The organism is Halomonas sp. SS10-MC5 (assembly GCF_015992245.1).
Classification (GTDB): Bacteria; Pseudomonadota; Gammaproteobacteria; order Pseudomonadales; family Halomonadaceae; genus Halomonas; species Halomonas sulfidoxydans.
In genome coordinates this window covers 3,646,383-3,672,566 of sequence record NZ_CP065435.1, presented here as the reverse complement: position 1 = coordinate 3,672,566, position 26,184 = coordinate 3,646,383, and the positions used below count along the sequence as shown (strand labels likewise).

Annotated in this window: 28 protein-coding genes; 12 read left to right on the top strand and 16 right to left on the bottom strand. The window is 67.0% G+C overall.

The features are described from left to right. Positions 1 to 56: 56 nt before the first annotated feature. The 3 genes from I4484_RS17045 to I4484_RS17035 form a co-directional block, all read right to left on the bottom strand. Complete coding sequence (locus tag I4484_RS17045; RefSeq protein ID WP_197451092.1) at positions 57 to 329, bottom strand: hypothetical protein; 273 nt, start codon at positions 327 to 329, stop codon at positions 57 to 59. 41 nt (positions 330 to 370) lie between these two features. Next, entirely contained in the window at positions 371 to 619 is a 249-nt protein-coding gene (locus I4484_RS17040) for an Atu4866 domain-containing protein (RefSeq protein WP_234283707.1), read from the bottom strand. A 130-nt stretch (positions 620 to 749) separates the two neighbouring features. After that, a complete protein-coding gene (locus tag I4484_RS17035) occupies positions 750 to 1,472 on the bottom strand; it encodes an SDR family oxidoreductase (protein ID WP_197448417.1) in 723 nt (240 codons plus the stop codon). 234 nt (positions 1,473 to 1,706) lie between these two features. On the opposite strand from I4484_RS17035, the gene I4484_RS17030 reads away from it, so the two are divergent. The 3 genes from I4484_RS17030 (at position 1,707) to I4484_RS17020 (ending at position 4,962) form a co-directional block, all read left to right on the top strand. Beyond that, complete coding sequence (locus tag I4484_RS17030) at positions 1,707 to 2,654, top strand: AraC family transcriptional regulator (RefSeq protein WP_242597139.1); 948 nt, start codon at positions 1,707 to 1,709, stop codon at positions 2,652 to 2,654. Between the two features lie 58 nt (positions 2,655 to 2,712). Further along, positions 2,713 to 3,327, top strand: a complete 615-nt coding sequence (locus tag I4484_RS17025) for a flavin reductase family protein (RefSeq protein WP_197448416.1) — start codon at positions 2,713 to 2,715, stop codon at positions 3,325 to 3,327. Between the two features lie 204 nt (positions 3,328 to 3,531). Further along, complete coding sequence (locus I4484_RS17020; RefSeq protein WP_197448415.1) at positions 3,532 to 4,962, top strand: amidase; 1,431 nt, start codon at positions 3,532 to 3,534, stop codon at positions 4,960 to 4,962. A gap of 65 nt (positions 4,963 to 5,027) precedes the next feature. Here the strand turns inward: I4484_RS17020 and I4484_RS17015 are convergent, their stop codons facing one another. From I4484_RS17015 to dctP, 11 genes are all read right to left on the bottom strand, one after another. Next, positions 5,028 to 5,567: a helix-turn-helix transcriptional regulator gene (locus I4484_RS17015; RefSeq protein WP_197448414.1), complete on the bottom strand. Its 540-nt coding sequence runs from the start codon at positions 5,565 to 5,567 to the stop codon at positions 5,028 to 5,030. Between the two features lie 207 nt (positions 5,568 to 5,774). Then, entirely contained in the window at positions 5,775 to 6,056 is a 282-nt protein-coding gene (locus I4484_RS17010) for an EF-hand domain-containing protein (RefSeq protein ID WP_197451090.1), read from the bottom strand. Between the two features lie 176 nt (positions 6,057 to 6,232). Further along, positions 6,233 to 6,835 carry a 2-hydroxychromene-2-carboxylate isomerase gene (locus I4484_RS17005; protein ID WP_197448413.1) on the bottom strand — a complete coding sequence of 201 codons (603 nt, stop codon included), beginning with the start codon at positions 6,833 to 6,835 and terminating at the stop codon, positions 6,233 to 6,235. A 96-nt stretch (positions 6,836 to 6,931) separates the two neighbouring features. Continuing rightward, on the bottom strand, positions 6,932 to 7,858 hold the full coding sequence (locus tag I4484_RS17000; protein ID WP_197448412.1) for a siderophore-interacting protein: 927 nt from the start codon (positions 7,856 to 7,858) through the stop codon (positions 6,932 to 6,934). A 74-nt stretch (positions 7,859 to 7,932) separates the two neighbouring features. After that, on the bottom strand, positions 7,933 to 8,334 hold the full coding sequence (locus tag I4484_RS16995; protein WP_197448411.1) for a carboxymuconolactone decarboxylase family protein: 402 nt from the start codon (positions 8,332 to 8,334) through the stop codon (positions 7,933 to 7,935). Between the two features lie 12 nt (positions 8,335 to 8,346). Beyond that, positions 8,347 to 9,294: a D-2-hydroxyacid dehydrogenase family protein gene (locus I4484_RS16990; RefSeq protein WP_197448410.1), complete on the bottom strand. Its 948-nt coding sequence runs from the start codon at positions 9,292 to 9,294 to the stop codon at positions 8,347 to 8,349. A 10-nt stretch (positions 9,295 to 9,304) separates the two neighbouring features. Beyond that, positions 9,305 to 10,822: a malonyl-CoA synthase gene (locus I4484_RS16985; protein WP_197448409.1), complete on the bottom strand. Its 1,518-nt coding sequence runs from the start codon at positions 10,820 to 10,822 to the stop codon at positions 9,305 to 9,307. Then, positions 10,819 to 12,183, bottom strand: a complete 1,365-nt coding sequence (locus tag I4484_RS16980; protein WP_197448408.1) for a malonyl-CoA decarboxylase — start codon at positions 12,181 to 12,183, stop codon at positions 10,819 to 10,821. The genes I4484_RS16985 and I4484_RS16980 overlap by 4 nt, the downstream gene beginning before the upstream one ends. A gap of 14 nt (positions 12,184 to 12,197) precedes the next feature. Continuing rightward, positions 12,198 to 13,532 (bottom strand): TRAP transporter large permease, encoded by a 1,335-nt coding sequence (locus tag I4484_RS16975; protein ID WP_197448407.1) that lies wholly within the window; start codon positions 13,530 to 13,532, stop codon positions 12,198 to 12,200. Positions 13,533 to 13,534: 2 nt separating this feature from the next. Next, complete coding sequence (locus I4484_RS16970) at positions 13,535 to 14,050, bottom strand: TRAP transporter small permease subunit (RefSeq protein WP_330932868.1); 516 nt, start codon at positions 14,048 to 14,050, stop codon at positions 13,535 to 13,537. Between the two features lie 79 nt (positions 14,051 to 14,129). Next, complete coding sequence (gene dctP, locus I4484_RS16965) at positions 14,130 to 15,134, bottom strand: TRAP transporter substrate-binding protein DctP (RefSeq protein WP_197448405.1); 1,005 nt, start codon at positions 15,132 to 15,134, stop codon at positions 14,130 to 14,132. 170 nt (positions 15,135 to 15,304) lie between these two features. Between dctP and I4484_RS16960 the strand changes: the two genes are divergently transcribed. The 7 genes from I4484_RS16960 to kynU all read left to right on the top strand — a co-directional run bounded on the left by I4484_RS16960 (position 15,305) and on the right by kynU (position 21,820). Then, on the top strand, positions 15,305 to 15,988 hold the full coding sequence (locus tag I4484_RS16960; protein WP_197448404.1) for a GntR family transcriptional regulator: 684 nt from the start codon (positions 15,305 to 15,307) through the stop codon (positions 15,986 to 15,988). A gap of 87 nt (positions 15,989 to 16,075) precedes the next feature. Further along, positions 16,076 to 17,554: a YdiU family protein gene (locus tag I4484_RS16955; protein ID WP_197448403.1), complete on the top strand. Its 1,479-nt coding sequence runs from the start codon at positions 16,076 to 16,078 to the stop codon at positions 17,552 to 17,554. 119 nt (positions 17,555 to 17,673) lie between these two features. After that, positions 17,674 to 18,039 (top strand): copper resistance protein CopC, encoded by a 366-nt coding sequence (locus I4484_RS16950; RefSeq protein WP_197448402.1) that lies wholly within the window; start codon positions 17,674 to 17,676, stop codon positions 18,037 to 18,039. Next, positions 18,036 to 18,932 (top strand): CopD family protein, encoded by an 897-nt coding sequence (locus tag I4484_RS16945; RefSeq protein WP_197448401.1) that lies wholly within the window; start codon positions 18,036 to 18,038, stop codon positions 18,930 to 18,932. The genes I4484_RS16950 and I4484_RS16945 overlap by 4 nt, the downstream gene beginning before the upstream one ends. A 70-nt stretch (positions 18,933 to 19,002) precedes the next feature. Beyond that, entirely contained in the window at positions 19,003 to 19,875 is an 873-nt protein-coding gene (gene kynA, locus I4484_RS16940) for a tryptophan 2,3-dioxygenase (RefSeq protein ID WP_159554321.1), read from the top strand. After that, the gene (gene kynB / locus I4484_RS16935) at positions 19,872 to 20,504 is read left to right on the top strand and encodes an arylformamidase (RefSeq protein ID WP_197448400.1); all 633 of its coding nucleotides are present in this window, start codon (positions 19,872 to 19,874) and stop codon (positions 20,502 to 20,504) included. Before kynA ends, kynB begins: the two co-directional genes overlap by 4 nt. A gap of 59 nt (positions 20,505 to 20,563) precedes the next feature. After that, on the top strand, positions 20,564 to 21,820 hold the full coding sequence (kynU, locus tag I4484_RS16930; protein ID WP_197448399.1) for a kynureninase: 1,257 nt from the start codon (positions 20,564 to 20,566) through the stop codon (positions 21,818 to 21,820). A 33-nt stretch (positions 21,821 to 21,853) separates the two neighbouring features. Here kynU and I4484_RS16925 read toward each other — a convergent pair whose 3' ends face one another. Next, positions 21,854 to 22,795 (bottom strand): LysR family transcriptional regulator, encoded by a 942-nt coding sequence (locus tag I4484_RS16925; RefSeq protein WP_197448398.1) that lies wholly within the window; start codon positions 22,793 to 22,795, stop codon positions 21,854 to 21,856. Between the two features lie 212 nt (positions 22,796 to 23,007). On the opposite strand from I4484_RS16925, the gene I4484_RS16920 reads away from it, so the two are divergent. Both I4484_RS16920 and I4484_RS16915 read left to right on the top strand, forming a co-directional pair. After that, entirely contained in the window at positions 23,008 to 24,507 is a 1,500-nt protein-coding gene (locus I4484_RS16920; RefSeq protein WP_197448397.1) for a CoA-acylating methylmalonate-semialdehyde dehydrogenase, read from the top strand. Between the two features lie 337 nt (positions 24,508 to 24,844). Then, positions 24,845 to 25,432 (top strand): peroxidase-related enzyme, encoded by a 588-nt coding sequence (locus I4484_RS16915; protein ID WP_197448396.1) that lies wholly within the window; start codon positions 24,845 to 24,847, stop codon positions 25,430 to 25,432. 27 nt (positions 25,433 to 25,459) lie between these two features. Here the strand turns inward: I4484_RS16915 and I4484_RS16910 are convergent, their stop codons facing one another. Further along, positions 25,460 to 26,128, bottom strand: a complete 669-nt coding sequence (locus tag I4484_RS16910; protein ID WP_197448395.1) for a hypothetical protein — start codon at positions 26,126 to 26,128, stop codon at positions 25,460 to 25,462. Positions 26,129 to 26,184 lie beyond the last annotated feature (56 nt).

The following is a 26,184-nucleotide window of genomic DNA, read 5'->3' as shown; positions in this document are numbered from 1 at the left end:
GACTGGATCTGCTGTGCCTGCACATGCTTTACGCCATGACGAGCTATGACGAGCTATCAACGCGGACGGTAGTGGAACTCCTGCCGTGAGATCAGCCCATCATGGTTGCGATCCAGAAACAGGAAGATTTCCGGTAGCGAACCTGCCTGGGCTTCCTGCCGGGAGATGTGGCCATCGCCGTCCAGATCCAGTCGGTCGAAGCTGTTCTGGCCTGTTGCGCTAGAGGATCCGAGGAGCGGTGGAATCGGCTCCTCTGCGCCCCTTTCGGCAAGGGCGAAACCTGAGGCAAGGGTAAGCGCAAGGGAAAGTGCGAATTTCCGAATTTTCATCGTGTCGTTTCCTTCAAATAACAGGTGTGGAATTTTCCCGGTCAGCGAGTGCTACTCTTCCGCCGTAGCACCATGCCGGCGTGATAGAGCACGCCGTCGATGAACTCGCCGTCGGCGGTGAAGCCGGTGTCGTCCCAGTACTCGATGGTGTTGCCGGTGACGCGGTAGCGGCCCTGATAGGCGCTCTCGCGCTCGCCGCGGGCCTCGTCGTAGCGATTGTTCGGCAGCAGTTCGTGGCGTATGTGGCCATCGTCGGTGACCCACATGCCGACATAGGGATGGTCTGCCATGGTGTCGTCTCCGGTTGCGGTGGCAGCCATCCCCAGGAGGGAGAGTGCTGCGACGGTGGCTAGAGCCACAGGGGCGGACTTGAGTCGCTTGGTAGGTAGGGGCATCGGGTTTCCTCGGCTGCGGCCGGGCTTATGCAGGGCTTGCGGTGGGGCGGACCACGATCTCGCTGGTGTCCACCTCGTCGGGCTGGGCGATCACATGCGCGATGGCCGCGGCAATGGCGTCAGGCTTGAGTGCGATCTGGCGGTAACTCTTCATCGCCTCGGCGGCGCCGGGATCGGTGATGGTGTCGGCAAGCTCCGACTCCACCACGCCGGGATAGACGCAGGTGACGCGAAGCTTGTCGTGCTCCTGGCGCAGCCCATCGGAAATGGCGCGCACGGCATACTTGGTCGCGCAGTAGACGGCGGCAGTGGGCACCACGTAGAGCCCGCCGATGGAGGAGATGTTGATCACCTGTCCGCTGCCCTGGGCCTGCATCGTGGGCAACACGGCAGCGATGCCGTGCAGCACGCCGCGGATGTTGACGTCGATCATGCGATCCCACTCGTCGACCTTGAGCGAGGCCAGGGGCGAAAGCGGCATGACGCCGGCGTTATTGACGATCACGTCGATGCGGCCATGAAGCTTCAGTGCGGCATCGGCGAAGGCCTGCACGTCTTCGCGCCGGGTGACGTCCAGCGCGCGATACTCCACGCTGCCGCCTTCGTTGCGAATGGCCTGGGCCAGCGCTTCCAGCCGCTCGGTGCGGCGTGCACCGATGACCAGTCGATAACCTTGTTTTGCCAGCCGCCGGGCGGTGGCTTCGCCAATGCCGCTGCTGGCGCCAGTGAGAAGAATCACTTTGCTCATGGGATAGGCTCCGTATGGGGTGGCTTGTGACGACCTCTCGCAGGGCTCGGATGAGCGAGCCAATGAACAAGAGCGTCGTTGTGACAAGCCTACGGAGGCGGCGGGAATGCCAACAGATCCATTCCTATCGATATATTGCCTAATCCTATTGGGTGGGCTTTCCTTGAGAAGTGATATGTTGGATATTGTTGCCTAAAAATTAATTCATCAGGAAGTAGAAAAGGGGCTTGCGCGATGACATCAAGGCCGCCTGTCAGCCTTCCCCATGAGCGGATGGTCGAGCAGCTGTATCGGCTCGCCCCGCATGAGGGCTACACCCAATCCTTGCTGGATGGGGTGCGCTTCCTGCGTTCGAATCGTCCGCTGAAGCTCACACCGGTGCTGTACGAGCCGAGCATCGTGATCGTGTGCCAGGGGCGCAAGCGAGGCTATCTGGGCGACGAGGTGTATCTCTACGATGCCCTGCACTACCTCGTGCTGTCGGTGCCGCTGCCTTTCGCATCGGAGACCGAGGCAAGCCCCGAGGAGCCGCTGCTGGCCATTTCGATTCGATTGGACATGACCGTGGTGGCGGAGCTGGTCTTCCTGCTGGACCAGGCGGATTCGCGTTCGACAGCACCTCCACGGGGCATGCTCTCCACGCCGCTCGGTGCGCCCATGGCGAATGCCACGCTCAGGTTGCTCGAGGCGTTGGCTTCACCTCTCGAAGCCCAGGTACTGGCGCCCGCAATCATGCGGGAGATCTACTACCGCGTACTGGTCGGCGAACAGGGCGGAAGCGTGCGCGCGGCGCTGGCGCATCAAGGGCAGTTCGGCAGGATCGCCAAGGCGCTGCAGCGTATTCATACGGATTACGCCGAGCCCCTGGAGGTGGGGCGCTTGGCCAGTGAAGTCGGCATGAGTACGGCGGTGTTCCACGTGCATTTCAAGGCGGTAACGCAGACATCGCCACTGCAGTACATCAAGTCGACGCGGCTGCACCAGGCCCGGCTGCTGATGATCCGTGATGGCCTGCCCGCCGCGGCGGCCGCCGCCAGGGTGGGCTACGAGAGCCCTTCGCAGTTCAGCCGCGAGTTCAAGCGCTTCTTCGGCCGGCCGCCCGGCGAGGAGGTGCGTGAAATGAAAGCCACGCTGGCGTTGCTGCCGCCGGCTCAGGCGGCGGGGCTGGCGATGGCGCATTGAGCGATGCCTCGGCGGGTGTAGGATGGAAGGCCTTCACCGACTGCAACAAGGGCTGGCCATGAGCGACTATCTGCTGGAAGAGTCATCGCTGAGCAGCGGGGCCATCTATCGCCTGTTCTGCGGCACCATCTGCCCGCGCCCCATCGCCTGGGTCTCGACCCAGGATCGCGACGGCAATACCAACCTGGCGCCGTTTTCCTTCTTCAACGTGGTGAGCGTGGCGCCGCCGGTGCTGGGCTTCTCGCCGCTGCTCAACGGCGAAAGCCAGCCCAAGGACACCATCCGCAACCTGGAGCAGGTGCCGGAGTGCGTGGTGCACATCAGCGGCGAAGCGTTGGTGGAGGCGATGAACGCCACCAGCGCCAGCCTGCCGGCGGGCGAGGACGAGTTCGCCCTGGCGGGGCTGGAGAAGGTCTCCATGCCGGGGCTGACGGTGCCACGGGTGGCGGCGGCTCCGGTGGCCTTCGGTTGCCGGCTGCGCGAGATCGTGCGCTTCGGCGATCAGCCCATGGCGGGCTGCCTGGTGTTGGCCGAGGTCGTGTCGCTCCACATAGATGACGCGATCTGGAACGGCCGTCACGTGAGCGTCGAGGCGCTCAAGCCCATCGGGCGCATGGCGGGCAGCGACTACGCCCGCACGAGCGACCTGTTCGGGCTGGAACGGCCCGCCTGAGGCAACGCGCTGGGGTGAGAGATAATCTCTGCTTCGATGTGTTAACGGCTATCCTGCTGAAAGGGGCATCACGGAACGGCGGTGCCTTCTCTTGTCACTTCTGCAGGCCGATTGCCGGCACCGGTCTCTACACGCTTGACGATGCAGGAACGCATCCCGTGGCGTCTCGGCAGGGGAGGTCACGGTCACGACGAAAGGGAATTCATGAAACAGCATCCCGCTCCCCAGCCTCCTCGCCATTGGCAGGATCTCTGGCGGCACTCCGCTTCGGCGTTGGCGACCCTGATCAAGACCGGCGAGGTCTCGAGCCGCGAAGTCGTCGATGCGCATCTGGCACGGATCGAGGCCGTGAATCCCACGCTGAATGCCGTCACCGTCACGCTGCACCAGTCGGCCCGCAAGGCGGCTGACGCGGCGGATGCCCATCGTAAGAAGACGGGGGAACGCGATCTGCCGCCTCTGTACGGGGTGCCGATCACGGTGAAGGAGAATATCGATTGCCTCGGCAGCCCGACGACCTTCGGCCTGGCAGCGAACGCCAATGCATTGCCCCAGCAGGATGCGCCGGTGGTCGAGCGCTTGCGCGCCGCCGGCGCCATTCCCATCGGGCGCACCAATATGCCGGAAATGGGCCTGCGGGTCTCCACCAGCAACCCCTTCAGGGGGCTTACGCGCAACCCGTGGAATGCCCTCTTGACAGCGGGAGGCAGCAGCGGAGGAGAAGGCTCGGCGGTGGCATCCGGCATGTCGCCGCTTGGTATCGGCAATGACATCGGCGGGTCACTGAGAAATCCTGCGTTCTGCTGCGGTGTCGCGGCCTTGAAGCCGACCCAGGGGCGCGTTCCCTTCGGTGGTGCCGGTGACGGTTTCCTGAGTGCCCAGGTGATGCTGACCGATGGACCCATCGCCCGCCGCGTTGAGGATCTCAGGCTGATGCTGGAGCAGGTCCACGGGCAGCATCTGCGTGACCCTCGTTCGGTCACGGTGGCATTGGAAGGCGCGCCAGTTCCGCGACGTGTTGCCATGGTGACAGCACTGCCCGGCACTGTTGTCGATCCGGCCATTGTCGCCGGTGTGCGGTCGGCCGGCGAGGCGCTTGCCGCCGCGGGTTATCAGGTGGAGGAGGCGGTACCGCCGGAGATCGAGCTGATCAATCACCTGTGGACACAATTCCAGATGTCCGACCTGAGCCTTACGGCCGAAGCGATGCGCCCGGTGCTCAGCGCGGAGGCAGCCATACTCATGGATGCCCTGATCGCCAAGGTCGACCCGACGGTGACTCATGCCGCGCTGCATCAGGAGCGTTCGCGCCTCGGCAGGGCCTGGGCGGCGTTCTTTGCGGAGTATCCGATCGTGCTGGGGCCTGTCTGGCCTTCGGCGCCGTTCGTGCACGACGCCGATGTGGCGTCGCCCGCCGGCAGTGAGCTGATGCTGGGCATGCAGTGGTTCGTGACCCCCGGTAATCTGCTCGGCTTCCCCGCTGTAGTATTGCCGACCCGGCCGATCGACAACGCACCGATGACCGTCCAGCTGTATGCCGACCGCTTTCGCGACGACCTGGTGCTCGAGGCTGGCGAGGTCATCGAGGCGGCATTCGGTGCCAGCACGCCAGTCGACCCGTTTGTCGCTTCCTAGCTGTGGGACGGGGAGCGTTGTCGATCAGCGGCAGGCGCGACGCCGGGCTAAACTCGCGCGATGCGTCAGTCACCTGGTCCTTCTGCATGCAAGCGCCGCCAGCGCTGTGGCGTCATGCCTAGCCGGCGGTGGAAGTGTCGGGTGAAGTGCGACTGGTCGTAGAAGCCGCAATCGTGGGCGATCCGTGAGAGCGGCGCGTTGCCGGCGAGCATCATCTCGCAGGCACGGGCCAGTCGTCGGCGGGTCACGTAGGCCAGGGGCGGTTCGCCGAAGGTCAGCTTGAAGGCATGCGAGAAGTGGCTGAGGCTGAGGCGTGCTTCGGCGGCCATCTCCTTGACGTGGATCGTCGCATCCAGGTGCGTGTCGACGAAGGCGATCACGCGGCGAATCTGCCAGCCGACGAGCCCGCCATGAAGCGCCGGCTCCGGTGCGGTTGCCAAGGGAGCCTGTGCCAGCAACAGTCGGGCCTCGGCCAGGCTGTTGCGTGCCGCTTCCTGATCCCGGGCCAGGGTCGCCGCGGCCTCATCGAGCAGCTGAATCACTCTCTCCCGCATTTCGTAGATGGTGCTGGGTACTCGCGGCGAACTGACCGGTAACGGCGCCATGGCATCGCCCCCGAAAATTCGGACTTCCTGGGCGAAGCTGGGGCTTGATCGCTCAGAGGGTCTGGTTCCGTTGAACGGGCCGATAAGAAGTATAGGCCAGCCCTACCGTCACCATTCCCATTCGAGCCTACGGTTCAGCTGAATTACCTCCCCAAGCACAGACGCGAGTGCCCAGGCACTCGCGTCGGCAGGGCAGAGATAGCGCGATCAGTTGGGATGGTAGTCATACTCCTGGCGGCTGAGAAAGCCGTCGCGGTTGCGGTCGAGCTCCCAGAACGCGTCTGACAACGAGACTCCAACGGTTTCGGCTTGATTCAGCCGCCCGTCGCGGTCGGTATCGAGCTGGTCGAAGTGACGCTTGATCAAGGGAGCCTGCATGCTGCCGCTACGCGTCATCATGGGCTCATCCTCGGGGGACGGGCGATCGGCGAGCGCCGTACCGGGGACGAGGGACAGGGTGAACAGTAGCGCTAGAGTGCGAAGCCTCATGGGGGCGACCTCCTGTCATGGTTGATGGGAAACGAGCCAGGGCCAACTCGTCGTATCCATGATGGGATGTCGCCCACGGCCAGGCTTGCCCGGGCGTGCGGCGCTTTGCACGTTTCTGCTGTGCGATGAGGGCGGCGCGGCCCTGAGCGCCTGCGCCTCACCCTCGGTGGACGGGATCACAGCTCGCCGGTGAGCTTTTTCTCCACCAGTTCGAGCCTGTCCTGGCCCCAGAACGGCTCTCCCTCGACGTCGTACCACGGGACACCGAAGCAGCCGGCGGCGATGGCCTGCTCGCAGGCCTCGTCGAGGCGCTGCTGGCCAGGCTCCGTTTCCGACTCCTCGAGCAGTGCCCGGCCATCCAGGCCGCAGGCGTCGGCAATCGCCTCCAGTGTGTCGAGATCGGCAATGTCTCGCTCCTCGGCCCAGCAGGCCCGCAGGACGGCCAGCGACAGCGCGGCGATGTCGTGGCCCCGAGCCTTGGCGGTCAGCGCCAGGCGCGCCGCGGGGCGATCGTCGGCGGGAAAGTACTTCGGCTCCACGTTGAGCGGAATGCCCAGCAGGCGCGGCCAGCGCCGCAGCTCCACCAGGCGGTAGGCCTGGCGCTCCGGGGCTCGCTTGGGTAGCGGCAGGCCGCCCGTTCTGGGGAAGACCGCACTGACCGTGACCGGCACGTAGTCGATCGTGGCGCCCTGGCGGGCGGCGATCTCGCCGAGGCGGGCATGGCCCAGGTAGCTCCAGGGCGAGACCGGGCTGAAGTAGTAGCTGATGCGCTTGGGCATGGGGGCTCCCTCGCTTCCGTTTCGTACGGTCTCCTGAGGCTAGCGCGCCTGGGTGCGGGTGTCCCCGTTTTTTTCCGAAGCCGTGGGGCGGGGCGCTCAGCCCAGCACCTTGCCCTCGCGCCAGTAGCCCATGCTGCTGACGTAGCGCCTGGGCAGCCCGCACTCGTTGACCAGGTAGCGGCGGATGCCCAGTGCCACCTTGCTCTCCGCGGCGATCCAGGCGTAGAAGGGGGCGCCGTCGTCTGTCGCTGCCGCTTCCCACAGCAACTCGTCTTCGGCCGGCTCGTCCTGGCCCTCGATATTGTCGGTAGTGTCGGCCAGGCGGGCGATCTCGGCGCGTAGGTCGACGTCGCGCACCGCGCGCAACAGGCGCTCGCCATGGGCGCAGCCGGGCGTGACATCGCGCGGCAGCCATCGCACCCCGGCTGTCATGGCCAGCGGCCGGGTGTCGTCGCGCAGCGGAACCTCGATCAGCGCATCCACCTGCGGGCGGTCTGCACGCGCGGCCAACGTCTCGAGGATGCCGGCCGCCGCCGGCAGGGCGGTTTCGTCGGCCACGACGAGAATGCGCTGCACGCCGCGCGGCGGCTTCCACTCATAGCCCACGCCGAGATTTTCCACGTCGGCGGTCGGGGCGGTCATGGCCAGGCGGTCGCCCGGCTGGGCGCGCATCGCCCAGCGCGAGGCCGGTCCTTCGTCGCCGTGCAGTACGAACTCGATGTCGACTTCGCCATGCCCGGCACGCAGCGCACGAATGGTGTAGGTGCGCATCGGCGGGCGCAGGGCCTCCGGTAGGCCGCGATAGGCGGCATACCAGTCGTCGGGCACGGCCGCGACGCAGTCGAACAGGGCCTCGAGGCTGCCGCGTGCGGTAGGGAAGAACAGCTTGATGCGCTGGTCCGGGGCGTGGGTGGCCATGCGCGCCACGTCGGCGCCGGTGAAGGTGAACCGGGCCAGCGAGGGCGTGAGCTGGGTGCGGCGGGAAAGGGTGATGTCGAAGACCTGGTAGCTCTGCTTGGCCATGGTGCCGTGACTCCGCGTGAGATGGCCGCAGGCTAACATTCTCGATAATCATTCTCAATACTGTCGGGTGCGGCTCAACCCCCGGCCTGCTCCTCGTGGTAGGCGGTGATCACCTCGCGGGCGACCCGCATGCCGTCCATGGCCGCCGGGAAGCCGCAGTAGGGCACGCACTGCAGCAACACCTCGCGAATCTCCGCCTCGCTGCAGCCGTTGTTGAGCGCGCCGCGCAGGTGCACCTTGAGCTCGTGGGGGCGGTTGAGCGCCACCAGCATGCCGATGTTGACCAGGCTGCGGGTAGGGCGTGCCAGCCCCGGCCGGTTCCAGATGTCGTTCCAGCAGTTGCGCGTCACCAACTCCTGCAGCGGCCAGCCGAATTCGTCGGCCTGGGCCAGGGCGTTATCGACGTAGGCGTCGCCGAGCACCTCGCGGCGCGTGGCGAGCCCATCGGGGTCGAGACGGTCGTGGGACGACGTCATGGCACTCTCCTCTCACTCGGCCAGGTTGTTCACCGGCCGGCCGGCCTCGAAGGCCAGCAGGTTGTCGAAGGCATCGCCGAAGTAGCGCTCGTAGCTGTCCTGCTCCACGTAGCCCAGGTGGGGCGTGGCGAGCACGTTGGGCAGCGCGAGCAGCGGGTGATTGGTCACCGGCTCCTGTTCGAAGACGTCCACCGCGGCCCGGCCCGGGCGGCCTTTGCGCAGCGCCGCCTCCAGCGCGCCTGGCTCGATCAGTGGCGCCCGGCTGGTGTTGACCAAGAGGGCGTCGGGCTTCATGCGCGCGAGGTCGGCGGCGGTGACGATGCCGCGGGTGTCGGCGTTCAGGCGCAGGTGCAGGCTGAGCACATCGCTGCGTTCGAACAGTTCGGCCTGGCTTGCCGCCACGTCGAGGCCGGCCTCGGTGGCGCGGGCGCGGGTACCCTCGCGGCCCCACACCAGCACGTTCATCTCGAAGGCCTGGCCGTAGCGGGCGATCAGCCGGCCGATCTTGCCGTAGCCGAAGATCCCCAGGGTGCGGCCCTTGAGGTCGGTGCCCAGGGTGCGCTGCCAGCGGCCGGCCTTGAGGTTCGCAAACTCCTCGGGGATGTGGCGCATGGCCGCCAGCACCAGGCCCCAGGTGAGCTCCGCCGTGGCATGGGGCGAACCGGTGCCGGCCATGACCGTGACCCCGTGGCGCTTGCAGGCGGCCAGGTCGACGTGGGCCGCGCCGCCGCCGGTCTGGCTGATCGCCTTCAGCTTGGGCAGCCGGGCAAGCAATGACGCAGTGATCGGCGTGCGCTCGCGGATCAGCACCAGGGCCTCGGCGTCGCGGAAGCGCTCCACCAGGGCGTCCTCGTCGGCTACGGTGTCGTGATAGACGGTGACGTCGTGGCCCTCCAACCTGGCGAAGGCGTCGAGGTGGCGCACGCAGTCCTGATAGTCGTCGGGTATCACGATCTTCATGGGCTGGTTCTCAGCGGTAGGTGTCCTGGTAGCGCTTGCGCAGCTCGTTCTTCTGCACCTTGCCCATGGTATTGCGCGGCAGGGAGTCGGCGAAGAACACCCGCTTGGGCTGCTTGTACTTTGCCAGCCGCCCCTCGAGATGGTCGAGCACCTGCTGCTCTTCCATCGCGGTGCCGGGCTCCGTCACCACCACGGCGGTTACGCCCTCGCCAAAGTCGGGGTGGGGCAGGCCGATGACCGCCGATTCCACCACTCCCTCCAGCTCGTCGATCACCTGCTCGACCTCCTTGGGGTAGACGTTGTAGCCGCCCGAAATCACCAGGTCCTTGTCGCGCCCGACGATGTGCACGTAGCCCAACTCGTCGACCATGGCCAGGTCGCCGGTGACGAAGAAGCCGTCGTCGAGCAGTTCCTCGCGGGTCTTCTCGGGCATGCGCCAGTAGCCGATGAAGACATTGGGGCCGCGGATCTCGAGCATACCGATCTCGCCCTGAGGCACCGGCTGGTGGGTCTCGCGGTCGGTGATGCGGTACTCCACCCCCGGCAGCGGCTTGCCTACGGTGCCGGCGCGACGCTCGCCGTCGTAGGGGTTGGAGAGGTTCATGTTGGTCTCGGTCATGCCGTAGCGTTCAAGAATGGCGTGGCCGGTCTTGGCCTGGAATGCCTGGTGGGTCTCGGCGGTGAGCGGGGCGGAGCCGGAGACGAACAGGCGCATGTGGGCGGTGGCCTCGGGCGTGAGGCGCTCATCGGCGACCAGGCGGGTGTAGAAGGTCGGCACACCCATCAGCACCGTGCCGCGTGGCATCTCGTCGAAGATCACGTCGGCATCGAACTTGGGCAGGAACAGCATGCTTGAGCCGGCCATCAGGGTGACGTTGCAGCCGACGAACAGGCCGTGGGTATGGAAGATGGGCAGCGCGTGGATCAGGCGATCCTCGGCGCTGAAGCGCCAGGCTTCCTTCAGCGTGGTGGCGTTGGAGCCCAGGTTGCGATGGGTGAGCATGGCGCCCTTGGAGCGCCCGGTGGTGCCCGAGGTATACAGGATCGCGGCCAGGTCGTCGTGGTCCCGCGGCTCGATGTCGGTGAACGGCTCGGCGCGCTCGGCCCGCGCCATCAGGCTGCCGTCGGCATCGATGCCGAGCGCCTCCACCGCCGGGCAGCCGGTCTCGGCGGCCACCTTGCGGGCCTCCTCCAGTGCTGCGGGGCGGCACACGAACAGCGCCGGCTCGGCGTCACCGAGGAAGTAGCGGATCTCGTCGGCGGTGTAGCCGGTATTGAGCGGCAGGTAGACGCCGCCCATGCGCAGGCAGGCGAGGTAGAGCAGGATCGCCTCGGGGCTCTTGTCGACCTGTACCGCGACCCGGTCGCCGGGGGTCACGCCCAGCGCGACCAGGGCGCCGGCCAGGCGGGCGCTCGCCGCCAGCGCATCCTGGTAGGAGTAGCGGCGGCCTTCGCGAGTGGTGATGAAGTCGGCATCGCCGCGGTCGCGCATGCGGGCGGCGAAGGTTTCGAAGAGGTTGTGACTCATTTGGCGGGCTCTCCCTTGGCCATCTTCCGGGCGCGGCGGTTGAGGTCGCGGACCTCGTTGGAGCAGGCCACGGTGGCGTTGGCCGTGTAGTTCTCGTGGTTGCGCTCGATGTCGTCGAGCACGTAGAGATAGTTGACCATCAGTCCGGCGGCCTGCTTCACCCCCTTGGGCGAGGTGTCGCCGAGCCAGTTGACGCGGTGCAGCTCGGCGCCGTTGCCGAGGTGAAAGCGGGCCACCGGGTTGAGCGGCAGGCCGCGGGCATTCTTCTCTTCGACCAGGTAGCGGGCGGCCAGCGGCTTGACCACCGCCTTGAGGCGCTCGCTGCGGGCCGGGTCGAGGTGCCAGTCGGGGGCGTCGAGCTCATGCAGCACCTGGCGCAGCTCGTCGGGCAGCCCCTCGTCGTCGCGTCGCTCGGCGAGCCAGTGGGCGAAGCCCGGCACCGGCGAGAGCGTGACGAAGTGCTTGAGCTGCGGCAGCTCCAGCTTGAGCTCCTGCACCACCTGCTTGATCAGGAAGTTGCCGAAGGAGATGCCGCGCAGGCCGGTCTGGCAGTTGCTGATGCCGAAGAAGGCGGCGCTGTCGGCGGCCTCGGGGTCGTCGATGTCGCGCTCGCCGGCGCTCTCCCCCGAGAGGATGGGCTGGATGCGGTCGGGCAGGCCCTTGCACAGCGCCACCTCGACGAAGATCAGCGGTTCGTCGCCGATGGCCGGATGAAAGAAGGCGAAGCAGCGCCGGTCGCGGGCGTCGAGGCGCCGGCGCAGGTCGTCCCAGTCGCGAATCTCGTGCACCGCCTCGTAGCGAATGATCTTCTCCAGGATCGAGGCCGGGGTGTTCCAGTCGATGCGCTTGAGCATCAGGAAACCGCGATTGAACCAGGAGCCGAACAGATGGGCGAAGTCGGCATCGATGGCGTCGAGTTCGGGGCGCTCGCGGATGCGTTCGAGCAGCCCTTCGCGCATGCGCACCAGCGCATGGGTGCCGTCGCTGGCCAGGTTGAGGCGTCGGAACAGCTCCTGGCGGCGCGGCTCGCAGGCCTCGAACAGCGCGTGCAGGCTGGGGTTGTCGCGCTGCTCGCGATAGGCCTCGTAGGCGGCGTCGATGCGCGCCGGCTCGGCGGCGAAGTCGCTGGCCAGCCCCTCGAAGAAACGCGTGCGCTCGTCTTCCGTCAGCCGGTGGTACATGGTGAGGGCGCGGCTGGCCAGGCTGATGCTCGAGGCTTCGCCGTCGCTCTCCAGCAGCTCCCGACAGGCGTCGAGCAGCTGGGCGTGGTCGGGCGCGGTGAACTCGCCCTGCCGGCGCCATAGCCGCGCATCACGCTGGGTGATGCTGTTGAACAGCTCCTGCAGGAAGGTCATGTTCATGATGGCTCTCTCCGTCAGCCCATGATCAGGTCGGGCAGCCACAGGGCGATGCCCGGGAAGAAGCACAGCAGCAGGATCCCGAGCACCATGCACAGGGCGTAGGGCAGGCTGCCCATCAGGATGTTGCGCAGCGAGATGTCCGGTGCGATGCCCTTGATGATGAACAGGTTGAGCCCCACCGGTGGGGTGATCAGGCCGATCTCCAGGTTGATGGTGAGGATCACCGCGAACCAGTAGGGATCGAAGTCGGCGGCGAGGATGATCGGCAGCAGGATCGGCGCGGTCATCACGATCACCGCCACCGGCGGCAGGAAGAAGCCGGCCACCAGCAGGAACAGGTTGATCACGCCCATCAGCACCCAGCGGTTGACCTCCATCTCGGCGATGGCGCCGGCTACGGTCTGGGTGATGAACAGCGAGGAGAGGGCGTAGGCGAACACCTCGGCGCAGGCGATCACCAGCATGATCATCACGCTTTCGCGCAGCGAGTCGCGCATGATCAGCTTGATCGGCCCGACCTGCCACATGCGGTAGATGATCACCGCCAGCGCCAGGCACAGGAAGGCGCCCACGCCGGCGGCCTCGGAGGGCGTGGCCACGCCACCGTAGAGCGCGAACAGGATGCCGCCGACCACCGCCAGGAAGGGCAGCACCCGGATCATCGCCTTGGCGTTGGCGTCGAGGTTCTCGCGCACGTTGCGCTTCACCTGGGCGGCGGCCTGGGCCATCGGATTGGCGTAGCCCCCGGCCAGCTTGCAGGCGATCATGGTCCAGGCCATGAACAGCCCGGCGAGCATGAAGCCCGGCATGACCCCGGCGATGAACAGCCGGCCGATCGAGGTCTCGGTGGAGATGCCGTAGATGATCATGGTCACCGAGGGCGGTATCAATATCCCCAGCGTACCGCCGGCGGCGATGCAGCCCGCCGCTACGCCGTCGGGGTAGCCGCGGGTGCGCATTTCGGGGATGCCCATCTTGCCGATGGCGGCGCAGGTGGCTGGCGACGAGCCGGAGAGGGCGGAGAAGATGGTGCAGGCGCCGATGTTGGAGACGGCCAGGCCGCCCGGCAGCCGCCCCATCCACAAATCCAGCGAGCGATACAGGTCGCGTCCGGTGGGCGACGAGGCCACGGCGGCACCCATCAGGATGAACATGGGGATGGCGACGAAGCCGAACTCGGCGATGCGGTCGAAGAAGGTCTCGCCGAAGTAGATGAGTTCGGGCAGGCCGCGGTCGTAGATCAGCGCCAGCAGCGAGACGCCGCCCAGGGCGAAGGCGATGGGCGTGCCGATCGCCATCAGCACGATCAGGGCGACGGCGACGATGATGCCCAGCGTAGTCGGATCCATGCTCAGCCCTCCCCGCGCAGGATTTCGGCCACGTACTGCAATGACAGTTGGGTGGCGCCGACGGCCATCGGCACCAGCCCGGGCCACAGCGGCGGGTTCCACACCGTGCCGGTGGTCCAGCCGCCCTCCCAGGCCTCCCACACGTAGACCCACGCGGCGAAGGCCAGGGCGGCGCAGAAGGCGAGGCCGCACAGCGCGGCGGTCAGTTGCATCAGCCGGCGCGCGAAGCCGCCCAGGGCATCCGGCAGGATAGTGATCGCCACGTGGCCGCCGGTCATCAGCACGTAGGGGCTGCCCAGCAGCATGGCGGCGGTGACCGCGAGCACGGTGAATTCGGTCTGCCAACTGGTGCTCATGCCGAGCACGTAGCGCACGAAGACCATTTGGCAGATGACCGTGACGCCGGCGATGAACAACACGCCCGCCACGTAGGCCAGCAGGCGAGAGAACCGGTCCATCAGGCCGATGTAGGCGCCGACGGCGCCGTAGCGTTGTGCGAGGGGTTGAGAGTGGGCCATGGCCATGCAGTCCTCCCGGGGATCGAATCGGGGGCCACCCGTTGCGGGTGGCCCGGCTCACGTGGGGAAGGGTGGGGCGTCACTCCACGGCGAGGGCCGCATCGATGATCGCCTGGCCGTTGGGCACGTTCTCGGCGAAGTTCTTGTACGAGGTCTCGCGGGCGATCTCGAGCCAGGCGTTGTAGTCCTCCTCGCTCATGCGCACCACCTCGACGCCGTTCTCCTCGTACACCTCCACCATCTCCTGGTCGATGGCGGCGGCTTCGGCGGCGAAGTACTCCTCGGCGGCCTGGCCCGCCTCGATCAAGGCCTGCTGCTGCTCCTCGTTGAGCTTCTGCCAGGTCTGTTCCGAGATCAGGATCGGCTCGTACATGAACCACAGCGCATAGTCGCCCGGTTCGGTCAGGCACTCGACCTGCTCGTAGAGGCGGAAGGAGATGAACGACATCGACGAGGTGTTGGCCGCGTCCAGCACGCCGGTCTGCATGGCGGTGTAGACCTCGGAGGAGGGCATCGAGGCGATCGAGGCCCCGGCCGCTTCCAGCATCTGTTCGAAGGCGGGACCGGCGGCGCGCAGGTTCTGTCCCTGCACCGTATCGGGCGAGGTGATGCACTGCTCGCTGGAGGCGAAGCCGCCCGAAAGCCAGGCGTCGGCCAGCACACGAGCGCCTCCCTCCTGGATCACCTCCTTGATCATCTCCATGTACTCGGAGTCGTTGAGCCGCTGGGCGTGTTCGTGGTTACGCACCAGCCCCGGCATCAGCGTGGCGGAGAACTCGGGGTGGCGGCCGCTGGCGTAGTCGAGCGGCAGGGAGGTGATGTCGAGGCGGCCGCGAACCAGCGCGCCCCACTGTTCGTCGGCCTTGAACAGGGACTGCCCGGGGTGGACCTGGATCTCGAGCCCGACGTCGGCCTCGGCCACCTGGCGGGCCATCATCTGCACCATTTCATCACGGACGTCGCCCTGGCCGCCGGGGAACTGATGCGAGGCGCGCAGCACGGTATTGGCGGACGCGGCGCTGCTGAAGGCCATGGCCAGGCCGAGGGCGGCGGCGAAGGCGGTTAGGGTGTTGTGGCGTTGCATTTGGCGTCTCCACAGGGTTGTTCTTATGTAGGAGTTAGGACTTTGTGATGTTTATCAGCTTTGCTGATGTATACTTCAATAGCGCTTGCGTATACACATGTCAAATCCGTTACAGTAAAAAGGCGGCAGGAAGAACCGTTCACGAGCCGCATGAAGGAAGGAGGGTGACCATGACCAGCCCCAAGCGCTCCAGTGCGCAGCGCCTGCGCGATTCGCTGGAGAACGCCATCATCAATGGACGCCTGGCACCCGGCGAGCGGCTCGACCCCGAGGCGCTGGGCCGCGAGTTCAACGTCTCGCGCACGCCGGTGCGCGAGGCGATCCAGCAGCTCGTCGCCAGCGGGCTGGTCACGGTCACACCGAAGAAGGGCACCTTCGTGGCGCGGGTGGGCATCGACCAGCTGATCGAGATGTTCGAGGTCATGGCCGAGCTGGAGGGCATGTGCGGGCGCCTGGCGGCACGGCGCATCAGCGACGCGGAGCTGGCCGAGCTGCGCGGGGCGCTGGAGCGCTGCGAGGCCGCTGCCCTGGCCGGCGATACCGACGAGTACTACTACGAGAACGAGGCCTTCCACGACTGCATCTACCGCGCCAGCCACAACGGTTTCCTGCTCGGCGAGGCGCGCCAGCTCAAGCAGCGGCTAAAGCCCTACCGACGCCTGCAGCTGCAGGTACGCCAGCGCATGCACAGTTCGCTGCGCGAGCACCGGGCCGTGGTGGCGGCCATCGAAGCCGGCGATCCGGCGGCGGCGGAGCATGCCCTACGTGATCACGTGCTGATCCAGGGTGAGCGCTTCAGCGACTTCGTGGCCAGTATTCGTGAGCTCGAGAACCCCGTTACCGCCACTGGCTAGGTGCACGGGACCTTGCGAAAGGCGCTGCGCTCGATTTTGGACCCCTGGGGGCCTAAAGTGACGGGCAGGAACGCCAGTGGAGTCGACATGTTTCCCCCTTTCACCCTTCGCTATGCCCGCCTGCCGGAGCGCTTCTACGCGCGCTTCGAACCGGTGCCCGTGCGCGAGCCGCACCTGATCGCCTTCAACCGGCCCCTGGCCGAGGCGCTCGGCTTCGATCTTTCCTCCTTCGATGCCGAAGAGGCCGCGGTGTGGTTCTCCGGCAACGTGGTGCCGCACGGCGCGGAGCCGCTGGCCCAGGCCTATGCCGGGCACCAGTTCGGTGGCTTCGTACCGCAGCTGGGCGACGGCCGTGCGGTACTGCTGGGCGAGGTGACCGACCGCGACGGCCGGCTGCGCGACATCCAGCTCAAGGGCGCCGGGCGCACGCCGTTCTCCCGCGGCGGAGACGGGCGTGCGCCGCTGGGCCCGGTGCTGCGCGAGTACCTGGTCAGCGAGGCGATGCACGCCATGGGCATTCCCTCTACCCGGGCGCTCGCCGCGGTGACCACCGGCGAACACGTGGTGCGCGGCATCCCCGAACCGGGCGCCATCCTCACCCGGGTGGCGGCCAGCCATATCCGCGTCGGCACCTTCCAGTACTTCGCCGCCCGCGGCGACATCGACGGCGTGCGCGAGCTGGCCGATCACGCCATCGAGCGGCACTATCCGGAACTCACGAAACGCAAGGGTGGCGAGCGCTACCTGGGCCTGCTGGAGGCGGTACAGGCACGCCAGGCGGGGTTGATCGCCAAGTGGATGGGTGTCGGCTTCATCCACGGCGTGATGAATACCGACAACACCTCGATCTCCGGCGAGACCATCGACTTCGGGCCCTGCGCCTTCATGGAGCAGTACGACCCACAGATGGTGTTCAGCTCCATCGACGAAGGCGGTCGCTACGCCTACGCCAACCAGCCGTGGATCGCCCAGTGGAACCTGGCGCGCCTGGCCGAGACCCTGCTGCCACTGATCGACGACGACAGCGACCGGGCGGTGGAGCGCGCCACCGAGCTGCTGCAGCGCTACCCCGCGCAGCACGAGGTCGAATGGCTCGCGGTGATGCGCGCCAAGCTCGGCCTGCAGCAGGCGCAGCCCGAGGACAAGGCGCTGATCGAGGCGTTGCTGGCGTCGATGCATCGCGGGCGTGCCGATTTCACCCTGACCTTCCGCCGCCTGGCCGATGCCGCCGAGAGCGCCGAGGTGGAAGCCTCGCTGGTGGCCCTGTTCGAGCGTCCCGAGGAGATCGCCGGCTGGCTCGAGGAGTGGCGCCAGCGGCTCGCCCAGGAGCCGCTGCCCGAAGGTGAGCGTACACGCCGAATGCGCCTGGCCAACCCGGCCTTCATCCCGCGCAACCACCGCGTGCAGCAGGCGCTCACCGCGGCCATGGACGAGAACGACTTCGGCCCCTTCGAGACGCTGCTCGAAGTCGTCACCCACCCCTTCGACGACCAGCCCGGGCGCGAGGAGTACACGCGCCCGGCCGAGCCCACCGAGCGGGTGTTCCGTACTTTCTGCGGGACCTGAGGCGGGCCGCGGCAGCTTGTCACTGGCTCTTGGTTCATAGCGCAGTTCGCGACATGATGGCCGAGGCGCCGGGCTGCTCCGGCATGCATCGCGGTTATTCCAGGGAGAGAACGAAGACAATGGCAGGAAGAGGCAAGCACGCCTTGCGTTGGGGCGTCGTGGCATGGCTGGGACTGATGAGCCAGCCGCTCTGGGCCCATGCCCACCTGGTCGAGCAAGTACCGGCGGAGGGCGAAAGCGTTGAGGGATCACCGGAGCGTTTCGAGCTTCGCTTCGGTGAGCCGTTGCGGATCACCCAGTTCGAGGTTTCCGGCCCAGGAGGGGGAATCGAACTGAGCGACACGCCCGTCGGCGCGATGGGAGAGCGCCACGAGGCGCGACCGGCCGCCACCCTGGTGCCGGGCGAGTATCGAGTGATCTGGCGCGGCCTTGCCGAGGACGGCCATACCATGTCGGGAGACTACCGCTTCTCGGTGCAGGAGTGATCGGCCAAATCCTCCTCGGGTTGGATGTCTGGACGGCCGGGCGCGTCGTCGTATCGGCGGGGTTCTATGGCGCCGCTCTGCTAGCCGTGGGCGGCTTGCTGTTCCGCCTGGCGTTCCCCAGTCTGCCGTCCTTCGAGGAGCGGACCCTGCGGCGTGTCAGCCGGGTGGCTGCCTGGGCGGGCATCGGCCTGGTGCTTCTGCTCTGGCCGCTGCAGGCCGCCTATCTGGGCGGGGGTAGCCTGGCCGCGGCGAGAGACCCGATCCTGCTTCGAATCGTAGCGGAAAGCCCCCAAGGGCATCGCCTCTTTCTGGCGGTGGCCGGGTTCCTGCTGCTGCAACTCAGCCTATGGGAGGGACGATGGCTCGCCGTGCGCCAAGGGGTCGGCTTGGTCGGTGCGGCCCTGGCGCTGCTGGCCTTCGCCCAGGTGGGGCATACCCGCGGCGACTTCCGCCTGGGCGGCCTGCTGATGCTTCATCTACTCGTCGCGGCTTTCTGGCTGGCCGCCCTGATGCCACTGTATCGACTGGCCGGCGAGCAGCATCGCGGCACGCCTCCGGTGCGGTTGCTGCGGCGTTTCGGGCGCCTCGGGCTGGTATTGATCCCACTGCTGCTGCTCGCCGGGGGCGGCCTGGCGATCTGGCTGGTGGAGGGGCGTCCCGCCTTCCTGCTGGGGTCCGCCTACGGCCAGGTACTGATGCTGAAACTGGGGCTGGTGGTCCTGCTGCTCGCGCTGGGCGCGTTCAACAAGTGGCGCCTGGTCCCGGCCATCGAGCGCGGCGTACCGGGGGCCGGGCGCCGGCTGCGCCGCAGCATCGCCACCGAGGGCGTGCTGATGGGGCTGTTGCTGCTCACGGTGGCGCTACTGTTGACGACAGCGGCACCCCGCGGATAGGCGTCGGTGGCCTTGGGGTGAATTCCCTTCGTACACTGTCGATAGACAGCCGGACAGGACGGAAGCGGCCATGACGAGGAAGAGCAACGAAGCGCCGCGCGGCGGTGCGCTGGACCTCTCGCAGGAGGGCGTCCACTGGGACCAGCCGATGAGCTACGGCGAATACCTGCAGCTGGGACCGCTGCTGTCGGCCCAGCAGCCGGGTACCGCGGAGCATGACGAGATGCTGTTCATCGTCATTCATCAGGTCTCCGAGCTGTGGCTCAAGCAGTGCCTGCATGAGGCTCATGCCGCAGCCGCCAACATCGCCGCCGACCGCTTGCGCCCGGCGTTCAAGATGCTCACCCGGGTGGCGCGAATCCAGGCGCAGATGATCAACGCCTGGGAGGTGCTGGTGACCATGACACCGGCCGACTACGCGCGCTTTCGCGACAGCCTGGGCCAGAGCTCGGGCTTCCAGTCCTTCCAGTATCGCGAGCTGGAGTTCCTGCTCGGCAACAAGAATGCAGCGATGGTCGAGGTGCACCGTCGGCATCCGGCGCATTATCAGCGGCTCCGCGAAGTGCTGCATGCGCCCAGCCTCTACGACATCACCCTTCAGCTGCTGGCGCGGCGCGGCTTCGACCTTCCCGAGTCGGTGATCGAACGCGATTGGTCGGAGCCCTACCGGCCCAGCACCGAGGTGGAGCAGGCCTGGGCGGATATCTATCGCGATGTCGGGCGTCACTGGGAGCTCTATGAGCTGGCCGAGAAGCTCGTCGATACCGAGTACCATTTCCAGCAGTGGCGCTTCAGTCACTTGAAGACCGTGGAGCGCATCATCGGCCAGAAACCTGGTACCGGCGGCACCGGCGGGGCCTCGTATCTCGCCAAGGCGCTGGACCTGCAGTTCTTCCCCGAGCTGTGGTCGGTGCGCACCACCCTCGAGGAGGGCGCCTCGTGAGCCGGCTCCATGACATCTCCCAGCCGCTGCGCCCCGGCATGCCGGTGTGGCCGGGCGATACGGCCTTCGCCCGCGAGCCGAGCTGGGTGCTCGGCGAGCACTGTCCGGTCAACGTCTCGCGCCTGACGCTCTCCACCCACACCGGCAGCCATGCCGACGCGCCGAGCCACTACGCGGCCGACGGCCAGCCGATCGATGAGGTGGACCTGACCCGCTACATCGGCCCCTGCGTGGTGCTGGACATGCGTCATGCCAGGCCGAGGGTCGAGCCCGAGCACCTGCTGCCGGTGCTGCCGAAAAGCGTCGAACGGGTGCTGCTACGCACCTGGGCGCGTTTCCCTCACGAGGAATGGCGCAGCGACTTCACCACTCTCGCGCCGGAGAGCATCGACCTGCTGGCCGAGCGTGGTGCCAGGCTGATCGGGGTGGATGCGCCTTCGCTCGACCCCGAGGTGGACAGTGCCCTGCTGGCGCACCATCGGGTGCGGCACCACGGCATGGCGATCCTCGAAGGGCTGGTGCTGGACGCGGTACCGCCGGGCCATTACGAGCTGGTCGCCCTGCCGCTGAAACTGGCCGGGGCCGATGCCGCGCCGGTGCGCGCCATTCTGCGCGAGCTGGAAGGCTAGCGGCGTGAGCTGGTTGATCGCCGCTTCCCGATCCTTGTTTCCCCTTGCCGGAGCCGATCATGCCCCTGACTCTCGCTGATGTCCGTGAGCTGGACCGCCAGGACCCGCTGGCGACTTTCAAGTCACGCTTCGCGCTGCCGGAGGGGGCGATCTATCTCGACGGCAACTCCCTGGGTGCCCAGCCCGTGGCTGCTGCCGGGGCCGTCGAAGCGCTGATGGCGCAGTGGCGCGACTCGTTGATCCAGGGCTGGAACCAGGGCTGGTTCGACGCTCCCGAGCGGCTCGGCGACCGGCTGGCGCCGCTGCTCGGCGCCGCGCCGGGCGAGGTGCTGGTGAGCGACACCATCACCCACAACCTCTACAAGCTGCTGGGCTATATCACCGAGGGACAGGGACGGGCGCGGCCGGTGATTCTCAGTGAAGGGGGCAACTTTCCCACCGACGGCTACATCGCCCAGGGCTTCTGTCGCTTCGGCGGCTTCGAGCACCGGGTCGTGCCGGAAGGGGCAGCGCTGGAGGCGTACCTCGACGAGCGGGTGGCGGCGGTGGTGCTCAGCCACGTGCACTATCGCACCGGGCGCCTGCGCGACATGGCGGCGATCACCCGTCAGGTCCATGCCAGCGGCGCCGAGGTCGTCTGGGACCTGGCCCACTCGGCCGGCGCGCTGCCGGTGAACCTCGCCGCCTGCGGCGTGCGCTACGCGGTGGGCTGTACCTACAAGTACCTCAATGGCGGCCCCGGCGCGCCGGCCTTTCTCTACGTGCGGCGTGACTGTCAGAACCGGGGCTGGCAGCCCCTGTCGGGCTGGCTGGGGCACGCGGCGCCGTTCGCCTTCGAAGCCGACTACGCGCCGGCGCCAGGCATCTCGCAATTCCGCACCGGTACCCATTCGCCCCTCGCCTTCGCGGCGCTGGAAGCATCGCTGACCCTGTGGCAGGAGGTGGATCTCGCTGCGCTACGCCACAAGAGCCAACGCTTGATTGAGCTGTTTCGCGAGTCGCTGAGTGGCTGCCTGGACGAGCATGGCATCAGTGACATCACGCCGCCGGAGGCTCAGCGCGGCAGCCAGGTAGGATTGGTGGTGTCGAACCATGGCTCTTCCAACGCCCCGAACCCTGGCTATGCCATCGTCCAGGCGCTGATAGAGCGCGGCGTGATCGGCGACTACCGCGAGCCGGGGCTGATGCGCTTCGGTTTCGCGCCGCTCTACCTGAGCCATGAGGACGTCTGGCAGGCGGCGCGGCATCTGCGTGAGGTGCTGAGCGCAGGCGAGTATCTGGCCCCGCGCTTTCAGCAGCGCGGGGCGGTGACGTGAGCGCGGCTGGGCGTTGCGGCTGGATAGTGGAGTTCAGGCGCTGGGCAGCACCAGCTCCCGCGCCTCGCCCATCAGCAGCGCCCGATTGGCCTCCAGCGCCTCGCGCAGGAAGTCCCACAGTAGCCGCACCCGCGCCAGGCGGCGCTGCTCCTGGCGTGAGGTGATCCAGAACTGGCGCACGATCTCCACGTCATCGTTCAGCACGCTCTCGAGCCGGTCTCCGGTCTCGGCCATGAAGCACGGCAGCACGGCGAGCCCTGCCCCCTGCAAGGCGGCGGCGTGCTGGGTGGTGACGCTGGTGCTGCGAATCGAGAAGTGCGGCCCCGGCTGGCCCACTACTGCCGGGTCGAGCAACGGGTCGAGGTAGCTGAGCTGCTCGCTGAAGATCAGGTCGTCGACGTAGCCGATCAGCCGATGCTGGCCCAGCTCGTCGAGCCGCGTGGGGCGGCCGTGACGGCGGAAGTAGCTCTCGCTGCCGTAGAGCCTCAGACGGTAGTCGCACAGCCGCGAGATGACCAGCCCCTGGCTTGCCGGGCGCTCCACGGTGATCGCCAGGTCGGCCTCGTGACGGCTCAGGTTGACCACCCGCGGCAGGGCGAGCAGGTCCAGGGTGATCCCTGGGTGGCGCTCGCAGAAGGCGGCGAGCAGCGGGGCGATCACCCAGGTACCGAAGCCTTCGGTCACGCCCAGGCGAATCTGGCCGCTGAGCTGGCGGTTCTTGTCGGCCAGGCTCTCGCCCGCCTCGAAGGCGTGGCGCGCCATCTCCTCGGCGTGGGCGAGCAGCTGCTGGCCGGCTTCGGTCAGGTGGTAGCCATGGGTGCTACGCTCGAAGAGCTGGGTATTGAGTTTCTGCTCGAAGCGACGGGTACGGCGCGACAGCGTGGAGTGGTCCAGGCCCAGGCGCCGAGCGGCGTCGGTGAGCCGCTGGCTGCGTGCCACTTCGAGGAAAATCTGGATGTCCTGCCAGTCGAGCACGGGGCCACCTGCGCTGCAGTGTGTCGGGTTGTGCATTGTTGCACAAATCTTGTGAAGAAGTGCCCGTTGTCATGCCGCAGGACGGCTCTATAGACTCGAATTCATCGCACTTCGTGTTTTTATACACAGAAAGTCTAAGGCGGCGCTGAATGGTTCCATCTTCAGCGCTCCCGGAACCAGCCGGTTTACAACGACAAACCAGGAGCATCGCCATGTCCGTACGCGAGATATCCATGTACATCGACGGCCAGGCCGTCCCGTCCCAGAGCCAGGAGTGGCGCGACGTGATCAACCCCGCCACCCAGGAAGTGGTGGCGCGTGTGCCGTTCTGCACCGCCGAGGAGGTCGATCGCGCCGTGGCCAGCGCCAAGGCCGCGTTCAAGGAGTGGCGCAAGACCCCGCTGGCCAAGCGCATGCGCATCATGCTCAAGTTCCAGGCGCTGATTCGCGAACATACCGAGGAGCTTGCCGCGCTGATCACCGAGGAACACGGCAAGACACTGCCCGACGCTGCCGGCGAGGTAGGCCGCGGCCTGGAGGTGGTGGAGCACGCCTGTTCGATCACCTCGCTGCAGCTCGGCGAGCTGGCCGAGAACGCGGCCAACGAGGTCGACGTCTACACCCTCAATCAGCCGCTGGGCGTGGGCGCCGGCATCACCGCCTTCAACTTCCCGATCATGCTGCCCTGCTTCATGTTCCCGCTGGCCATCGCCGCCGGCAACACCTTCGTGCTCAAGCCCTCCGAGCAGGACCCCAGTTCCACCATGCGCCTGGTCGAGCTGGCCCACGAGGCGGGCGTGCCGGCTGGGGTGCTCAACGTGGTGCACGGCGGCCCCGACGTGGCCAACCAGATCTGCGACCACCCCGACATCAAGGCGCTCTCCTTCATCGGCTCCACCCACGTGGGCACCCACATCTACCGCCGCGCCTCCGAGGCAGGCAAGCGGGTGCAGTCGATGATGGGGGCCAAGAACCACTGCGTGGTGATGCCCGACGCCAACCGCAGCCAGGCCATCAACAACCTGCTGGGCTCCGCCTTCGGAGCTGCCGGCCAGCGCTGCATGGCCAACTCGGTGGTGGTGCTGGTGGGCGAGGCCAAGGCCTGGCTCGACGATATCGTCGAGGGGGCGCGCAACATGAAGGTGGGGCCGGGCACCCAGCGCGACGCCGACCTCGGCCCGCTGGTCTCCAAGGCTGCCCGCGATCGCGTGGTGCGCCTGATCGACGCCGGCGAGAAAGAGGGCGCCAGGCTGCTGGTCGACGGCCGCGGCTGTCAGGTGGAGGGCTACCCGGACGGCAACTTCGTCGGTGCCACCGTGTTCGCCGACGTCAAGCCGGAGATGACCATCTACCGCGAGGAGATCTTCGGCCCGGTGCTGTGCGTGGTCAGCGTCGATACCCTGGATGAGGCGATCGAGTTCATCAATGCCAACCCCAACGGCAACGGCACCTCGATCTTCACCAACTCCGGCTGGGTGGCGCGCCGCTTCGAGACCGACATCGATGTCGGCCAAGTCGGTATCAACGTGCCGATCCCGGTGCCGGTGGCCTACTTCAGCTTCACCGGCTCGCGCGGCTCCAAGCTCGGTGACCTGGGCCCCAACGGCAAACAGGCGATCCAGTTCTGGACCCAGACCAAGACCGTCACCGCGCGCTGGTTCGAACCCGAGAACGTCTCCAGCGGCATCAACAGCACCATCTCGCTGAGCTGATCCGGCTCAGGCACGCAGGCGCCCCGCCGTTCCGATGGGGCGCTTGCGTTTACAGGGGCTAAGTTTTTTGCAGCAAGGCATCGGTAGGCGTGGTATCTGGACCAGATACTGGAGCTATCGTGACTGGGTAACCTGCTGAATCCCTTCCCTCCCTGTAACCGTGGTCGGGTTAGCCCGCTGGCTGCTGGCGCTGCTGTGTCTTGTCACCGGGTCGTGATCCACTCCATCGTGGAGGTGGGACAAGGCGCCTAGCGCGAGGGATGCGCGGAGGTCGCATGGACAACACCTTTACGTTGACGTTAACTGTCATAATCACAAGGATAACGAAGGCTCAACCATGACCGCACCGATCAGCCGTTTTTCCGTTCCCGAGTCGATCGACGGCCTGCCTGCAGACATCCGCGAGACCATTCTCGCCGTGCAGGAGAAGGCCGGCTTCGTGCCCAATGTGTTCCTGATGCTGGCGCATCGCCCCGACGAGTTCCGCGCCTTCTTCGCCTACCACGACGCACTGATGGAACGGGAATCCGAGACCCTGACCAAGGCGGAGAAGGAGATGATCGTGGTCGCCACCAGCGCTCGCAACCGCTGCCTCTACTGCGTGGTCGCCCACGGTGCGCTGGTGCGCATCTACAGCAAGGATCCGCTGCTGGCTGACCAGGTGGCGATCAACCACCGCACCGCGCCGATCAGCGAACGCCACCGGGTGATGCTCGACTTCGCGCTGCACTGCGGCCTGGAGGTGGGTGAACTCACCGACGAGTGGCAGGCGCGCCTCACCGAGGTCGGCTTCACCCACGACGACATCTGGGACATCGGCGCCATCACCGCCTTCTTCGGCCTCTCCAACCGCCTGGTCACCCTCACCGGCACGCCACCCAACCCAGAGTTCTACCTGATGGGCAGGGTGCCGCGGGAGAAGTAGCGGCCTCGCAAGGCGGGGTGTGGCGTTTCAGAGGCGGCACGCTTCCAACAGCATCCGCACCGGCTCGAGCTGGCTGACGTGCAGCGCCAGCACGCTGTCGCCGGAAGCGTCGTCTGCCGGGCGGATCACGGCGAATTCGCCCTCTTCGAGATGGAATTCGTGGATCTCGCGGGGGCCTTCCGCGGTGCGGCACTGGATCGAGCGGTAGCTGTCGTCCTCGCCGTAGGTGAGGCGGTGATAGACCTTGAAGAAGGTGTAGAGCGTGAGCCCTTGGTCGAAGGCGGGCCAGCGCGCCGGGATGGTGCGCGTCTCTTCGTCGAGGGCCTGTCCCTTGGCCTCGGCGGCGGCGATGGCGTCGGCCAGCGGTGCGGCTAGCAGCGAAGCGTCGTCGCGAGGCAGCGGGGCAGCGCCGTCGATGGCCCGCTGGTGGTCGCTGCTGATCCGCGCCAGGTCGTCGAGCGAGGCGATGCGGTAGTCGGCGTGGGCCAGGTCGGCGGGCTCGAAGCCGCCGTTCTCCCAGCCATGAATGACCCGCAGCGTCAGTCGGCCATTGACCAGCGGCTCGCCGACCAGTGCCTGCAGGGCGACCCGCAGGTGCAGCTGGCGCTCGACGGCCAGGTTGTCGAAGGCGGAGTAGGGGTCGGCAAAGAGGTGGTGAAGGTGCCCGGGGGCGTGTTCCTTGGCTTCGCTAAACATGGCGGTTCCCTGCGAGGGAGGAGTGTTCTGGTTTTTTCATTGTTATATCATTTCCA